Source organism: Nocardia sp. NPDC004711 (assembly GCF_053601595.1).
The window spans coordinates 290,563-305,752 of record NZ_JBSGCB010000002.1; the positions used below are offsets into that span (position 1 = coordinate 290,563).

The 15,190-nt window shown below is 68.2% G+C and carries 15 protein-coding genes; 12 read left to right on the forward strand and 3 right to left on the reverse strand.

Annotated features, from left to right (window positions below):
- Positions 1 to 25 precede the first annotated feature (25 nt).
- The 5 genes from lat (at position 26) to ACWEKS_RS02920 (ending at position 5,783) form a co-directional block, all read left to right on the forward strand.
- Positions 26 to 1,366 (forward strand): L-lysine 6-transaminase, encoded by a 1,341-nt coding sequence (gene lat, locus ACWEKS_RS02900; RefSeq protein WP_452338505.1) that lies wholly within the window; start codon positions 26 to 28, stop codon positions 1,364 to 1,366.
- 174 nt (positions 1,367 to 1,540) lie between these two features.
- Positions 1,541 to 2,719 carry a YVTN family beta-propeller repeat protein gene (locus ACWEKS_RS02905; RefSeq protein WP_452338506.1) on the forward strand — a complete coding sequence of 393 codons (1,179 nt, stop codon included), beginning with the start codon at positions 1,541 to 1,543 and terminating at the stop codon, positions 2,717 to 2,719.
- 246 nt (positions 2,720 to 2,965) lie between these two features.
- Positions 2,966 to 4,603 carry an acyl-CoA carboxylase subunit beta gene (locus tag ACWEKS_RS02910; RefSeq protein WP_379394913.1) on the forward strand — a complete coding sequence of 546 codons (1,638 nt, stop codon included), beginning with the start codon at positions 2,966 to 2,968 and terminating at the stop codon, positions 4,601 to 4,603.
- A 214-nt stretch (positions 4,604 to 4,817) separates the two neighbouring features.
- The gene (locus tag ACWEKS_RS02915) at positions 4,818 to 5,135 is read left to right on the forward strand and encodes an acyl-CoA carboxylase subunit epsilon (protein ID WP_452338531.1); all 318 of its coding nucleotides are present in this window, start codon (positions 4,818 to 4,820) and stop codon (positions 5,133 to 5,135) included.
- A gap of 6 nt (positions 5,136 to 5,141) precedes the next feature.
- Positions 5,142 to 5,783 (forward strand): Maf family protein, encoded by a 642-nt coding sequence (locus tag ACWEKS_RS02920; protein ID WP_452338507.1) that lies wholly within the window; start codon positions 5,142 to 5,144, stop codon positions 5,781 to 5,783.
- Here ACWEKS_RS02920 and ACWEKS_RS02925 read toward each other — a convergent pair.
- Entirely contained in the window at positions 5,727 to 6,530 is an 804-nt protein-coding gene (locus tag ACWEKS_RS02925; protein ID WP_452338508.1) for a helix-turn-helix transcriptional regulator, read from the reverse strand. The genes ACWEKS_RS02920 and ACWEKS_RS02925 overlap by 57 nt on opposite strands.
- Positions 6,531 to 6,695: 165 nt before the next feature.
- Here ACWEKS_RS02925 and ACWEKS_RS02930 point away from each other — a divergent pair, with 165 nt between their 5' ends.
- The 6 genes from ACWEKS_RS02930 to ACWEKS_RS02955 all read left to right on the forward strand — a co-directional run bounded on the left by ACWEKS_RS02930 (position 6,696) and on the right by ACWEKS_RS02955 (position 11,924).
- Positions 6,696 to 7,595 (forward strand): sulfurtransferase, encoded by a 900-nt coding sequence (locus tag ACWEKS_RS02930; protein ID WP_452338509.1) that lies wholly within the window; start codon positions 6,696 to 6,698, stop codon positions 7,593 to 7,595.
- A 199-nt stretch (positions 7,596 to 7,794) separates the two neighbouring features.
- On the forward strand, positions 7,795 to 9,588 hold the full coding sequence (locus ACWEKS_RS02935; protein WP_452338510.1) for an acetyl/propionyl/methylcrotonyl-CoA carboxylase subunit alpha: 1,794 nt from the start codon (positions 7,795 to 7,797) through the stop codon (positions 9,586 to 9,588).
- Between the two features lie 90 nt (positions 9,589 to 9,678).
- Positions 9,679 to 10,104: a DUF1707 SHOCT-like domain-containing protein gene (locus ACWEKS_RS02940; RefSeq protein WP_354830123.1), complete on the forward strand. Its 426-nt coding sequence runs from the start codon at positions 9,679 to 9,681 to the stop codon at positions 10,102 to 10,104.
- Complete coding sequence (locus ACWEKS_RS02945) at positions 10,104 to 10,448, forward strand: hypothetical protein (protein ID WP_354830122.1); 345 nt, start codon at positions 10,104 to 10,106, stop codon at positions 10,446 to 10,448. The genes ACWEKS_RS02940 and ACWEKS_RS02945 overlap by 1 nt, the downstream gene beginning before the upstream one ends.
- Positions 10,449 to 10,703: 255 nt before the next feature.
- Complete coding sequence (locus ACWEKS_RS02950; protein ID WP_452338511.1) at positions 10,704 to 11,036, forward strand: hypothetical protein; 333 nt, start codon at positions 10,704 to 10,706, stop codon at positions 11,034 to 11,036.
- A gap of 87 nt (positions 11,037 to 11,123) precedes the next feature.
- The gene (locus ACWEKS_RS02955; protein WP_452338512.1) at positions 11,124 to 11,924 is read left to right on the forward strand and encodes a biotin--[acetyl-CoA-carboxylase] ligase; all 801 of its coding nucleotides are present in this window, start codon (positions 11,124 to 11,126) and stop codon (positions 11,922 to 11,924) included.
- 60 nt (positions 11,925 to 11,984) lie between these two features.
- Here the strand turns inward: ACWEKS_RS02955 and ACWEKS_RS02960 are convergent, their stop codons facing one another.
- Positions 11,985 to 13,412: a protein kinase domain-containing protein gene (locus tag ACWEKS_RS02960; RefSeq protein WP_452338513.1), complete on the reverse strand. Its 1,428-nt coding sequence runs from the start codon at positions 13,410 to 13,412 to the stop codon at positions 11,985 to 11,987.
- A gap of 59 nt (positions 13,413 to 13,471) precedes the next feature.
- A complete protein-coding gene (locus ACWEKS_RS02965) occupies positions 13,472 to 14,425 on the reverse strand; it encodes an acyl-ACP desaturase (protein WP_452338514.1) in 954 nt (317 codons plus the stop codon).
- Positions 14,426 to 14,639: 214 nt separating this feature from the next.
- Between ACWEKS_RS02965 and ACWEKS_RS02970 the strand changes: the two genes are divergently transcribed.
- Positions 14,640 to 15,185: a PH domain-containing protein gene (locus tag ACWEKS_RS02970; protein ID WP_452338515.1), complete on the forward strand. Its 546-nt coding sequence runs from the start codon at positions 14,640 to 14,642 to the stop codon at positions 15,183 to 15,185.
- Positions 15,186 to 15,190: the final 5 nt, after the last annotated feature.

Here is a 15,190-nt window from a genome sequence, read left to right on the forward strand (position 1 = left end):
TAAAAGTTCATTTACGCTGGGTGGCGTGACCCTCGAACTCGATCGGCTCGGGGCGGCCGCCGAAACCACCCTTGTCACCCCCGCCCGGGTGCATGAGATTCTCGCCGGGAGCATTCTCGCCGACGGCTTCGACCTGGTACTGGACCTGCGCGAGTCCCATGGCCGCCGGCTCGTGGACGCCCGCGACGGCACCGCGTACCTCGACATGTTCGGCTTCTTCGCGTCCTCGACGCTGGGCATGAACCATCCCGCCCTGCTGGGTGACAAGCCCTTTCTGGCCGGCCTCAGCGCGGCCGCGCTCAACAAGCCCAGCAACTCCGACGTCTACACCGTCGAAATGGCGCGCTTCGTGGACACTTTCGTGCGGGTGCTCGGTGATCCGCGGCTGCCGCACCTGTTCTTCATCGACGGCGGCGGCCTCGCCGTCGAGAACGCCCTCAAGACCGCCTTCGACTGGAAGTCGCGCCACAACGAAATGCACGGTCGCCCAGGCGAACTCGGCACCAAGGTGCTGCACCTGACCGGAGCCTTCCACGGCCGCACCGGCTACACGCTCTCGCTCACCAACACCGACCCGGTCAAGACCGCGCGCTTCCCCAAGTTCGACTGGCCCCGGATCGACACTCCGTACGTCGGACCCGATCATCCCGACATCGAGGCCGCCGAGCGGCACGCGCTCGACCAGGCGCGCCGCGCCTTCGCCGAAAACCCCTACGACATAGCATGTTTCATCGCCGAGCCGATTCAGGGAGAGGGCGGCGACCGGCATCTGCGCCCGGAGTTCCTGCGTGCGATGCAGCAGCTGTGCCACGAACACGACGCGCTGTTCATCCTCGACGAGGTGCAGACCGGTGTCGGTATGACCGGCAGCGTGTGGGCCTACCAGCAGCTCGGCCTCGAACCGGATGTCGTGGCCTTCGGCAAGAAGACCCAGGTCTGCGGCATCATGGCGGGCGGCCGGGTGGACGAGGTGCCCGACAATGTCTTCCATGTCAGCTCGCGCCTGAACTCCACCTGGGGCGGCAATCTGGCCGACATGGTCAGGGCCCGGCGGGTTTTCGAGGTGATGGAGCACGAGGATCTGGTGGGCCGGGCCCGGGAGCTGGGCCCGTACCTGCTCACCCGGTTGACCGAATTGTCCATGGCCCATGCGGAAGTCACCGATCCGCGCGGCCGCGGCCTGATGTGCGCCATCACCCTGGCGACCCCGGAGCTGCGTAACGAGGTGGTGAAGCGGCTGCGCGAGCAGGAGCGCATCCTGATCCTCGGCACCGGCGAGCGTGGCATTCGTTTCCGGCCGCCGCTGACGGTAACCGAGGCGGAGCTGGATGAGGCCGTGGACGCCCTCGGACGCGTATTGGCCTGAGCCGCAACCCGACCGGTTGGGTCCGAGTTGTCTGCGTTTGCTGAATAGTCGCTTTTGCCCGAACCGCGTGGCGCGGAGCGACACTCCGTGATCGCGCCGCGAACCTCCATGTCGCCGCCTACTATTCGACGACATGTCAGCTCACCGCAATGCCGCCATGGCACGGTGCGCCCTGTGATCGCGCGCCGTGCACGTCTGGGTCTGGTCATTTCCATCGCAATGCTGGCCGGTTGCTCGAGTGGTGGTGCGGTCACCGTGCCGCGCCCTTCCGCGCCCCCGGCCATCCCACCCGGCGCGGCGGTGGCGCCGGACCTGCTACCCGGCATGCCGCCGCCGCTCTCGCCCGACGACGTCTACGCCGCCACCCGCGAACTCAGTCCCGCCGTGGCCGATCAGCCCACCCGCGTCTACGTCCCCAACAGCGAATCCAACACCATCACCGTCATCGACCCGGACACCTTCCAGGTCATCGACACCTATCCGGCCGGTGGCCGCGAACCCCAGCACGTCGTCCCCTCCTACGACATGCAGATGCTCTACGCCAACAACGATCTCCCCATCGGCAGCGGCAGCCTGCTGCCCATCGACCCCCGCACCGGCGAGGCGGGCGACCCCATCCCGGTCCGCGATCCGTACAACATGTACTTCACCCCGGACGGCAAGTACGCCCTCGTCGTCGCCGAGGCCGACCGCTCCCTGGACTTCTACGACCCGCACAGCTGGGAGAAGCAGCATGACATCGCGGTCCCCGACTGCCCGGGCGTCAACCACATGGACTTCACCGCCGACGGCCGCACCGCCCTGGTCAGCTGCGAATTCGGCGGGCGCCTGGCCGTGGTCGACATCGCGGGCCTGCGCCTGCTGCGCATGATCGATCTGCCCGGCGGCCGCTCCGGCATGCCGCAGGACGTCAAGCTCGCGCCCGACGGCCGCACCTTCTACGTGGCCGACATGATGGCCAATGGCATTTACGTCTTCGACGCCAAGACCTTCGACAACACCGGCTTCATCGCAACCGGCGCGGGCACCCACGGTCTCTACGTCACCCGCGACTCCAAGCAGATGCTCATCACCAACCGCAAGGAGGGCAGCATCTCGGTCCTGGACTTCGCGACCGGACAGCTGGCGAGCAAGTGGCGCATCCCCGGCGGCGGCAGCCCGGATATGGGAAATCTCTCCGCCGACGGCCGCGTCTTCTGGGTCTCCGGCCGCAACAACAGCGAGGTCTACGCCATCGACATCGTCGAGTGGAAGCTGCTCGCGCGCATCCCCGTCGGCCGCGGCCCGCACGGTCTCACCATCTGGCCCCAGCCGGGCAGATACTCGACCGGCCACACCGGCGTCATGCGTTGAGCCCCTCGGCTTTCCGGGGCGCGCGCGGGCCGGAATCCCGCCGGCCCGCAGTGTGTGGACCCGGCCAAAACCGGGCCGGGATGACTGGGGGAATTTGCTATTGAACAGCGTTCGAGTCGAGTCGGTGCGGTGCTCGAATCGCGCTCTCTACCTGCGGCTTTCTACTGGCGGGTAGCCAATAACCGTACTCGCGAGTAGCCCCGTCTGGATTACGAAGGGGGTCTGGTACTGGTTACACTCCCCGTCATGACGAGTGTCCAGCAGCAGCCTTCGCCGGGGTCGGCGGGCGCCCCTGATATCCACACCACCGCCGGCAAGCTGGCTGACCTGCGCAATCGGCTGGAAGAGGCCAAGCACCCGATGGGTGAGGCCGCGGTCGACAAGGTCCACGCCAAGGGCAAGATGACCGCGCGCGAGCGCATCCTCGCCCTGCTGGACGAAGGCTCGTTCGTCGAACTCGACGCTCTGGCCCGCCACCGCAGCGTGAACTTCGGCCTGGAGAACCAGCGTCCGCTGGGCGACGGCGTGGTCACCGGCTACGGCACCATCGACGGCCGCGACGTCTGCATCTTCTCCCAGGACGTCACCGTCTTCGGTGGTTCCCTCGGTGAGGTCTACGGCGAGAAGATCGTCAAGGTCATGGACCTGGCGCTCAAGACCGGCCGCCCGCTGGTCGGCATCAACGAGGGCGCCGGCGCGCGCATCCAGGAAGGCGTTGTCTCCCTGGGCCTCTACGGTGAGATCTTCCACCGCAACATCCAGGCCTCGGGTGTCATCCCGCAGATCTCGCTGATCATGGGCCCGGCCGCCGGCGGTCACGTCTACTCGCCCGCGCTGACCGACTTCGTGGTCATGGTCGACCAGACCTCGCAGATGTTCGTCACCGGTCCCGACGTCATCAAGACCGTCACCGGTGAAGAGGTCACCATGGAGGAGCTGGGCGGCGCCCACACCCACATGGTGAAGTCCGGTGTGGCGCACTACGTCGCCTCCGGCGAGCAGGACGCCCTGGACTACGTCCGCGACCTGCTGAGCTACCTGCCCAGCAACAACCGCGCCGAGGCTCCGCGCTTCCCGGCCACCGCCGCCGCGGGCGCCATCGAGGAGAACCTCACCGAGGCCGACCTCGAGCTGGACACCATCGTCCCGGACTCGCCGAACCAGCCCTACGACATGCACGAGGTCATCAAGCGCCTGGTGGACGACGAGGAGTTCCTCGAGGTCCAGGCCGAGCGCGCGATGAACGTGATCGTCGGCTTCGCCCGGATCGACGGCCGCAGTGTCGGTTTCGTCGCCAACCAGCCCTCCCAGTTCGCGGGCTGCCTCGACATCGACGCCTCGGAGAAGGCCGCGCGCTTCGTGCGCACCTGCGACGCCTTCAACGTCCCGATCATCACCCTGGTCGACGTGCCCGGCTTCCTGCCCGGCACCGGCCAGGAGTACAACGGCATCATCCGGCGCGGCGCCAAGCTGCTCTATGCCTACGGTGAGGCCACTGTGGGCAAGATCACAATCATCACCCGCAAGGCCTACGGCGGCGCCTACGACGTCATGGGTTCCAAGCACATGGGCGCCGACGTGAACCTGGCGTGGCCGACCGCGCAGATCGCCGTCATGGGCGCCTCGGGCGCCGTCGGTTTCGTCTACCGCAAGCAGCTGCAGACCGCGGCCGCCGAGGGCAACGACGTCGACGCACTGCGCCTGGAGCTGCAGAACGAGTACGAGGACACCCTGGTGAACCCGTACGTGGCGGCCGAGCGCGGCTACGTCGACGCGGTCATCCCGCCCTCGCACACCCGCGGCCAGATCGTGTCGGCGCTGCGGCTGCTGGAACGCAAGATGGTGTCCCTGCCGCCGAAGAAGCACGGCAACATTCCGCTCTGATAATGCGATATGCGCGGTGTGTGGGGCGCACACTGTCGAATGGGACAAAGGTCTCGTACCGCGCACGATCGCCTCATCCGAGCGAAGATGTTCAGGAATGGCCCTCGCCGTCGAGGGTTGTATCGAATACCGTTTGCGGCCCGGACAAACACGGGCCACGAACGCGCCGCACACCCTGCGGCGAACGGACAGGAGGACTGGCGCTGTGACGACCATGGCCGATGAAGAAGTACTGCGCGCCGCCGAACTGGATCTAGCAACCGTCGATGAACTGGCGGACGCCGTCGACACGGCCGTCACCGAGGTCGCACCGTCGAGCACCGACCCGGTCATCCGGGTCCTGAAGGGCAACCCGACCGACCTCGAGCTCGCCGCCCTGCTCACCGTGTTCGCCGCCGCGTCCGCGAGCGCCGCGGCCGCACCGGCCGAGACCGGCTCGGCCGACAACTGGGGTGTGCCGACCCTGATGCACCGCGGCTCTTCGCCCTTCTCGCCCTACGCTTTTCCGGCGCTGTCGCACTCGCGCGACTGACGGCCTGTGACCGTCTTCGTACTAGCGTCTCAATCTCCGGCCCGGCTCGGCGTCCTGCGCAATGCGGGCGTCGAGCCGGTCGTCCGGGTGTCCCATGTGGACGAGGACGCGGTGGCCGCGGCGCTGCCCGCGGATACCGCACCCGATCGTGTCGTCATCGAACTGGCCCGCGCCAAGGCGCGTGAGATCGCCGGTCAGCTGGCGGCCGATCCCGCCTTCGCCGATTCCGTTGTGGTGGGCTGCGATTCGATGCTGCTCGTGGACGGCGTACTCCAGGGCAAACCCCTGACCCCCGAGGTCGCCCGCGCGCGCTGGGCCGAGATGGCCGGGCGGAGCGCCGATCTGCTCACCGGGCATTGCGTGCTGCGGCTGCGTGCCGGTGAGATCACCGCCGAGGCGGCCGACTGTAGTTCCACCACGGTGCATTTCGCCAAGCCCGAACCCGATGAACTCGACGCGTACATCGCGACGGGGGAGCCGCTGCAGGTGGCCGGATCCTTCACCCTGGACGGCCTGGGCGGCTGGTTCGTGGACAAGATCGACGGTGATCCGTCGAGTGTGATCGGTATCGGCCTGCCGCTCGTGCGCCGGCTACTGGCCGAAGTAGGCGTCGGTATTGCGCAGCTGTGGGTCGGTGGCCGCGCGTAGCTGCGGTTCGGTGGCGGTCCGCAGTTGCGGTGCGATACGGCCGGTCGAGGGCGCTAGCCGAGGCTCGCCGGACTCGGCCCGACCCTCCTCGCGCCCGGCCTCGCCGGGGCGTCCCTGCAGTAGTTCCAGGCGGGCGACACACAGTTCGGGTTCCACGAACGGGTGTAGGCGCACGGTCACGCTCTCGCGGCCGCCGTTGCGGTCCAGTACTTCTCGCATGAGTCCCAGGTGCACCCCGCACACCACCTCGGAGTGGGTGCGGGCCAGTTCGCGTAGCGGGCAGGCGGTCATGCGGATCAGGGCCGGCTCTTCGGTCTCGCCGGCCTGGTCGCGTTCGGGGGCGAAGCCGAGCTCCGACATCAGCGTGACGGTGAGGTCCTTGGCGTCTTCCAGCGTTTCGACGGGCTGGTCCGCCGCCTCCAGTTTCGAGCCCCAGGCGCGCCCGGCCGCGATGGCGGCCTCGGAGCGGCGGCGCGGATCGCTGCCGAGCTGATCGGCGAGCACCTGCGCCAATTCCTGATAACCCACCGATCGCTGTACCGCGGTATAGCCGATGCGCGGGCGACCGCGGCCGCGCGGCGGCTGCTGAAATTGGCGGACCAGCGATTCCCTGGTTAGGACGTCCAAATGAAAACGCACCGTTGTCACATGTTGTCCGGTGACGCGCGCCAGTTCCTGGGCGTCGAGAGGCTCGCTGGCGCCACGTAGGATCGCAAGCAGTCGCCGTCGCGGCCAAGAATCGGACATAGCTCACCCCTCCTCTCGAGAGACTTTATCGGATGAAGCTGCGCTTAATTCGCTCAATCATCCGATTCGTGATCTGAAACGAGTTACGTAACCGCCACATGCCTACGATCGGTGTCGAGATTCGAACCGCCAATACCTAACCCACCACGCGTGAAGGACCACAACGTGCCCGTCGCTCCGGATCCGCATCACTCGTTCGGCTCCTACGCACATCCTCACCGACTAGTAACCACAGAGTGGCTATCGGCAAACATCGGCACGCCGGGACTCAAGATCATCGAGTCCAACGAAGACATATTGCTATACGACATCGGGCATGTGCCCGGCGCCATCAAGATCGACTGGCGCACCGAGCTGATCGATCCCCGCACCCGTGACGTCGTCGACGGCGTGGCCTTCGCCGACCTGATGCGGGTCAAGGGCATCGAGCGCGATGACACCGTGGTCATCTACGGCGACAAATCCAATGGCACCGCGGCCGCCACCCTGTGGGTGTTCTCCCTCTTCGGACATGAGGACGTGCGCCTGCTGGACGGCGGCCGCGACGCCTGGATCTCCGAGGCCCGCGACACCACCTTCGAGGTGCCCGCGGCCGGGCTGGGCGACTATCCGGTGGCCGATCGTGACGACAAGTCCGCCCGCGCGTTCCGTCAGGACGTGCTCGCGCACTTCGGCGGCCCGCTCATCGATGCGCGCGGGTTCGACGAGTACACCGGGGAGCTGGTCGTTCTCGATCGCCCCGAGGAACAGGCGCTGCGCGCGGGCCACATTCCCACCGCGGTCAATATTCCGTGGACCTCCTCGGTCGGCGCGGACGCCCGCTTCCGGCCGCGGGCCGAGCTCGATGTCATCTACGGCGCGGTGGTCACCGGCGTCGCGCCGCTGGTCTACTCGCGGGTCGGCGAACGGTCGGCGCTGACCTGGTTCGTGCTGACGTATCTGCTGGGCGTGCCCGGTGTGCGCAACTACGACGGCTCCTGGACCGAGTGGGCCAATGCGGTCGGCGCGCCCATCGTGATCGGCGAAGAACCCGGCGAGCCGCCCGCGGTCGTGGCAAGCTCGTAACGCCCGCCCCCCTCCCCGGGTATGCACAGGGAAGGTCGCGGGAGGGTCTGGTAGAACAGGTTCTAAAAAGGACCGTTCGAAGAGTCGCATTGCTCACTCTTCGGGCCTACTCTTCGGTAGCCCTATCCTCGGTTCGGTGATTGTTGGCACGATGCCTACACTGCCGACAGACGAAAGTATCCAGAGCACAGGAGGCTCAGTGCCCAACCATGCCAACGCGCAGATCACAAAGGTCCTCGTAGCCAACCGAGGCGAGATCGCCGTGCGCGTGATCCGGGCCGCCAAGGACGCCGGTATCGCCAGTGTGGCCGTATACGCCGAACCGGACGCCGATGCGCCGTTCGTCAAGCTCGCCGACGAGGCCTTCGCCCTGGGCGGCCAGACCTCGGCCGAGTCGTACCTGGTGTTCGACAAGATCCTCGACGCCGCCGCCAAGGCCGGCGCGGACGCGATCCACCCCGGCTACGGCTTCCTCTCCGAGAACGCCGATTTCGCGCAGGCCGTGATCGACGCCGGGCTGATCTGGATCGGCCCCTCGCCGCAGTCGATCCGCGATCTGGGTGACAAGGTCACCGCCCGCCACATCGCCGAGCGCGCCAACGCGCCGATGGCCGCGGGCACCAAGGACCCGGTCAAGAACGCCGACGAGGTCGTGGCGTTCGCCAAGGAGTTCGGCGTTCCGGTGGCCATCAAGGCCGCCTTCGGTGGTGGCGGTCGCGGCATGAAGGTCGCGCACACCATCGAGGAGATCCCCGAGCTGTTCGAGTCCGCCACCCGTGAGGCCATCGCCGCCTTCGGTCGCGGTGAGTGCTTCGTGGAGCAGTACCTGGACAAGGCCCGCCACGTCGAGGCGCAGGTCATCGCCGACAAGCACGGCAATGTCGTGGTCGCCGGCACCCGTGACTGCTCGCTGCAGCGTCGCTTCCAGAAGCTCGTCGAGGAGGCCCCCGCGCCGTTCCTGTCCGACGAAGTGCGTTCCAAGATCCACGAGTCCGCCAAGCGGATCTGCCGCGAGGCCGGTTACTACGGCGCCGGCACCGTGGAGTACCTGGTGCAGGGCGAGACCGTCTCGTTCCTCGAGGTGAACACCCGCCTGCAGGTCGAGCACCCGGTCACCGAGGAGACCGCGGGTATCGACTTGGTGCGCCAGCAGTTCCGTATCGCCGAGGGCCACGAGCTGTCCATCACCGAGGACCCGACCCCGCGTGGCCACTCCTTCGAGTTCCGCATCAATGGTGAGGACGCCGGCCGCGGCTTCCTGCCCGCGCCCGGTCCGGTCGTCGTGTACTCCGAGCCCGCGGGCCCGGGTGTGCGTGTCGATTCCGGTGTGGTCGAGGGCTCGGTCATCGGCGGCCAGTTCGACTCCATGCTCGCCAAGCTGATCGTCACCGGCGAGAACCGCGAGCAGGCGCTGCAGCGTGCCGCCCGCGCGCTCGACGAGTACCAGATCGAGGGCCTGGCCACGGTCATCCCGTTCCACCGCCACATTGTCGAGAACCCGGCGTTCGTCGGTGACGGCACCAAGTTCGACGTCTACACCAAGTGGATCGAGAACGAGTGGGACAACCACATCGAGCCCTACGCCGGTGCCCAGCCCATCGAGGACGAGGACGAGGCTCCGCGCCAGAAGGTGGTCGTCGAGGTCGGCGGCCGTCGCCTCGAGGTGTCGCTGCCGGGCCAGTTCTCGGTCGGCACGGCCGCGTCCGCCAATGGCGCGGGTGTGGTGCGCAAGAAGCCGAAGCCGCGCAAGCGCGGTGGCGCGGGCGCCGGTGCCGCCTCCGGTGACGCCGTGACCGCCCCGATGCAGGGCACCGTCGTCAAGGTCGCGGTCGAAGAGGGTCAGTCCGTCGAGGCGGGCGACCTGGTGGTCGTGCTCGAGGCTATGAAGATGGAGAACCCGGTCACCGCCCACAAGGCCGGTGTCATCACGGGTCTCTCGGTGGAGGCGGGCGCCGCCATCACCCAGGGCACCGTCCTGGCCGAGATCAAGTAGCGCAACACGATTCGCATGAATTAGCGCAACGCAAGTCGCCGAGTGGCCGCTCACCTGCAGGTGGGCGGCCACTCGCGCTAATGTCATGGCATGGCTGAACCACCCGAGATCCGTATTGGCACCGCCGAGCGTGAGGACGCGATGAAGCGGCTGTCCGATCATTTCGCGGCGGGGCGGCTCAGCGTCGCGGAGTTCGACGAGCGCAGTGGGGTCGTGGCCGCCGCCCTGACGCGCGGTGACCTCGAGCGGGTGTTCACCGATCTGCCGGAGCCGGTGGCGGAGAAGAGCGTTCCGGCGCAACGGGAGTCGCGGTTCGGTGCGCACTGGCGTGATCGAGTGATGCCGGTCGTCCCGATCATCGCGCTGATCCTGTTCTTCGTGACCCACCAGTGGTGGATGTTCCTGTTGATCCCGCTGGCGGGCGCGGTGCTGTACGGCGGCGGCAATCCGGGGCAGCGGCGGGAGCACCGGGAGCGCCGGCGGCAGCGGCGACTGGATCGGGGATCGGAGGACTGATGGAGCCCATCGAGATCAATGCGGGCAGTTGGTATCTGCGGGCCCTGCGTGCGGACGAGCGCATCGACGACCGGCCCGCCCTGGCCGACGCCGGCATCACCGAGCCCGGCTATGTGGCTCGGCGCAGCGCCGAATGGGCTGAGGAGACCCACTTCTCGTGGGCGGTGTGCATCCCCACCACCGCGGAGATGGTCGCCGAGATCGGTGTGCGGCCCAATGCCGACGGCACCGCGACCGTGACCGGCTGGGCCCGTGCGGGATACGACGCCGCGCTTGCGGACGGCCTGGTGACCGTGCGCCGATTCACCGCGGGCGCCCTCGGCCTGGAACCGGTCGACGCCTGAATCCGAGCCGCCGGACCCGTCCCGCTGTCCGGTCCGGACACCGATCTTCGTCGTGAAAGTCCTTATCTACCAGCCTTGATGCCGTCCGCACCCGAAAAACCGGTCGTGCTCGGCCCCGGTCGTGGGTCACTCTGGAGTCGCATCCGAAACCGACGACCTGGGGAGGCGGTTATGTGGAGCTGGAGTGAACACCAAGCAGATCGGGCAGCGGCGGCATCGTTCACCGCGTGGCGGATCCGTGATCCGGAGCCGACAGTGACCGATCCGGAATTCAGTGAAACCTCGGACGACGACGGCGCGAGCGGCGGCGGGCGCACCGCCCCGCTCGCGTGCGACGGCCGTACCGGGGGTGGCGGCGAATCGACGGGGGACGCCGCCGCCCCTGAGTACGCGGAGATGCCGTGTGCGGGTCGGGTGATGCCGGTCCCGGGCACCCCGGTGGCGGGCGCGGGTACCCCGGTACTCGTGTCCGCCGACGCCGAGTCCGGCGCGGCCGAGCCTGCGCGCGGGGACATTTCCGAGCAGGTGCTCACGGGCCTGTTCGAGGCCCTCGCGAGCATGTTGCAGGCGGTGTCCGCGCCGCGGTAGCGCGCCGGGCGCGAAGGGGCGGGTCCGATCCGGACCCGCCCCTTGTCGTTGCCGTGTGGATGCGGGCGGGGGAGTAGCGTGCGGTGCATGGACAGGTCGCCGCTGGATGTTGACGTGCTGGGCCGGAGTGTTGCCGAGGTGCCCGAGCTGGGTTTCTTCTCGGCCGTCGAGGTGGTCGAGTCGACCGGGTCGACCAATGCGGATCTGGTTGCGCGGGCCGCGGATTCGAGTGCCGATCGGCTGGTGCTGATCGCCGAGTCGCAGGAGCACGGCCGCGGCCGCCACGACCGGCGGTGGGTGAGCCCCGCGCGGGCGCAGATCGCCATGTCGCTGCTGGTGCGGGCGCGCGGGATCGATCCCGCCGTGCTGGGCTGGCTGCCGCTGCTCACCGGCGTGGCCGTGGTGGACGCGGTGCGCGCGGTGGCCGGGGTGAAGGCGGTGCTCAAGTGGCCCAATGACGTGCTGGTCGACGGCCGCAAGCTGGCCGGGATCCTGGCCGAGATCGCCGCCGCGGGTGCGGACCCGGCGGTGGTGGTCGGGGTCGGGCTGAACGTGTCCCTCACCGAGGCCGAACTGCCTGTCCCGCACGCCACGTCCCTGCTGCTGGCCGGGGCTCCCGAGATCGATCGCACGGTGCTGGTGCAGGCGATGCTGCGCGAGTTCGCCCGCCGCTTCACCGCCTGGGAGGCGTCCGGCTGGGATATCACCGAGCTGTCCGCGGCCTATCGCGAACGGTGTGCCACCCTCGGCGCGCAGGTCCGCGCGGAGCTGCCCGGCGGGGAGGTTCTCACCGGGATTGCCACGGGCATCGACGAATACGGCAGGCTGCTGATCGGCGATCGCGCCGTCTCGGCGGGCGATGTCACCCACCTGCGCGCCGAGTACTGACAGAAACGCGTTTCCCGCAACCTGATTCGCGCCGGTCCCCGAACAGGTTCGGCGCGCGGACTATTGGCTGTTCTGTCCGTGCGGGCGGCCGCCGTGGCGGTTGCCGCCGGCGGGCCCGGGGAAGCCCGGAAGGGTGAAGCCGGGAGCGGGAAGACCGGGGCCGGGGATCTCGAGCCCGGGCAGCCTCGGGCCGGCCGGGGCGTCGACGGTCGGCGGTTCGGCGGGGGCCAGTGTGTCGTCCGGCGTCGGTGTGACGGATTCGGCGGCGGGGTCCTCGGGAGGCTCGGTCGTCGGTTCGGTGGTCGGTGGAAGCGCCTCCTGGACAGGAATTTTCGTGGTCGGTACGGCCGAGGTCCGGGCGCGTTGCTCGGGCTGCGGTTCCGCGGCCCGGCTCGTGAACAACGCGGCGCCGATCCCGATGGCGGTGGCGGCGCCCGCGAAGCCCGCGGCGGCGAGCAGTCGTCGCCGGGTCCAGCGGCGAGTGGGCAGACCCAGATCGGGTTCCTTCGACAGTGCGACCGTACGCACATCCATTCCGGCCGGGATTCCCGCGGCGGGCGCCGGGCGCGGGAGGGCGGTGGTGCGCGCGTCGGTGCCGGCCGGGTTGGGGATGGCCACGGTCACCTGTGCCTCGGCAGCCGACTCGGCCGGGACGGCGGGCGCGCTGAGGGCGGCCTTGGCGGCGGCGGCGAATTCGCCTGCGGTGGAATACCGTTCGCCGGCGTTCTTGGCCAGGGCGCGCAGGACGACGGCGTCGAGGGCGGCCGGAACGGTCTCGTCGAGGGTGGACGGCGGCTTGGGCGCGAGGTCGAGGTGGGCGCGCATGAGCTGCGCCGGATTGCGCACCCGGAAGGGCCGCTGCCCGGTGAGGCATTCGTAGAGGACGCAGCCCAGGGAGTAGATGTCGGAGCTCGGTGAGGCGGCGCCCTCGAACCGCTCCGGCGCCATGTAGGCGGGGGTGCCGACCAGCATGCCGCTCCGGGTGATGGCGCTCTGGCCGTCCTGCAGGGCGGTGCCGAAGTCGATGAGGTAGGCGACGTCGTCGGGGGCGACGATGATGTTCTGCGGCTTGACGTCCCGGTGGATCAGCCCGGCGGCGTGGGCGTCGTCGAGCGCGGAGGCGACCTGGGAGATGAGGTCGACGGCCGCGTCCGCGGCCATCGGGCCCTCCCATTCGAGCAGGGCCTCGATATCGAGGCCGTCCACGAATTCCGAATCGATGTACAGCCGGCCCTCGAGCTCGCCGTAGCTGTGCACGGGCACCACGTGCGGTCCGTGCAGCAGTGCGGCGGCCCGGGCCTCCCGCTCGAAGCGCCGCCGGTATTCGGGATCGGCGGTCAGGACGGGTGCCAGCATTTTGAGCGCGACGGTGCGATCCGCCACGGTGTCGTGTGCACGCCACACCTCCGCCGACCCGCCGCTGCCGAGCAGTTCGTCGAGGCGGTATCGGCCCAGGTAGCCATCCCCCAACGGATTTCCTCTCGTCACACTGGGGGACACCTTAGCGAACCGAATTTATTTCAATCGCACACAACGTCCCCCCGGTGTCAGACCCTTTGCAATTCGCCGCGGGCGGCCTCCCGGGCGAGCATGCGGTCGCGCTGTTCCTCGAACTTGACGACGTCCTGGCCCAGTTTGTCCAGATAGGCGGCCAGCTCCTCGCGCGCTTTCTCGCCGCGCGGCCCGAAGTCGTTGCGCTCGAAGATATTCCAATTGTTCAGCACCGGACCGACCACTTCCTCCAGGTGCTGGCGCAGGTCGTAGATGCCGTGCTTGGCCATCATGACCCCGTTGCGGCGGAAGTTCGGCATACCGTGGCCGGGCATCACGAAATGGGTGAGCACCTTGGTGATGGCCGCGACCGCCTGGTCGGGCGCCAGGTCCAGGCCGGCCGCGCACAGGGTGCGGTAGAAGATCATGTGCAGGTTCTCGTCGGCGGCGATGCGCTGCAGCATGCGGTCCGCGACGGGGTCGTTGCAGACCCGGCCGGTATTACGGTGACTCACCCGGGTGGCCAGCTCCTGGAAGGTCACGTACGCGACATTCTGCAGGAAGCCGCCCCAATCACCGGGCGATCGCACGCCATTGGTCATGTGGATCAAGCGCGCCTGTTCCAGCGCCACCGGATCCACGCCACGGGTGACCACCAGGTAGTCCCGCATGACGATGCCGTGCCGGTTCTCCTCGGCGGTCCATCGGCCCACCCAGGTGCCCCAGGCGCCGTCCTGGGAGAAGTTCTCGGCGATCTCGCGGTGGTACGAGGGCAGATTGTCCTCGGTGAGCAGATTGGTGATCATCGCGATCTTGGCGACCTCGGTCAGCCGCGACTGCGCGGGATCCCAGTCCTCGCCACCCATGGCGGCGAAATTGCGGCCCTGCTCCCACGGCACGTAATCGTGCGGGTGCCATTCCTTGGCCATCGACAGATGCCGATTCAGATTCGCCTCGGCGACCGGTTCGAGCTCGCGAAGTATCTGGAACTGCGTCAACTCTCGGGTCACACTCGCCTCCTGTGTCACAACCGGGTAGAGCCTGCTGTCGACGATCACCGGCGAAGCCGGATGGTCCTGCTCGGGAAAACCCTGAAGGTCTTGCGCGGTACAACTAGGAAGAGGCAACTCGTGCCTGCTGATGGTACCGGCAACCGGACGATTGTTCCCCGGCCCGCAGGTCGCCGTGCGGCCTTCCGGCATCCGGCCGCGATAGGGTTTCGGTATGGGTTATCCGGAGGAGGCATTGGCGCCCGAAGAGGTGCTGCTGCTGCACCGCCATCCGCACTGGAAGATGTTGTTCTGGCCTGCTGTGACTTTCATCCTGATCACCGCGTTGGCCGGATTCGCCGCGGGGGTGACGGCGCGCAATACCGGCGGCACCCTCCAGACCGGTTTGCTGCTCGCCATTCTGGCGCTGTGGCTGGGGATCGTGGTGTGGCGCAGCCTCGCTCCGCTGATCCGGTGGAAGTCGACGCATTTCATCGTGACCGATCGGCGGGTGCTGATCCGGCAGGGCGTGCTCACCCACACCGGCATCGACATTCCGATGAACCGGATCTCGAATGTGCAGTTCCGCCATGGGTTGTTCGATCGCATGCTGGGTACCGGCACGCTGATCATCGGTTCGTCGTCGGAGGATCCGCTGGAGTACGACGACATTCCGCATGTGCAGCAGGTGCACGCGCTGCTCTATCACCAGGTCTTCGATGTGGTGCAGAACAATCCGAACGGTGGCGGCTTCTACGGATCCGCCGGGGCGTACCCGTAGTCTGG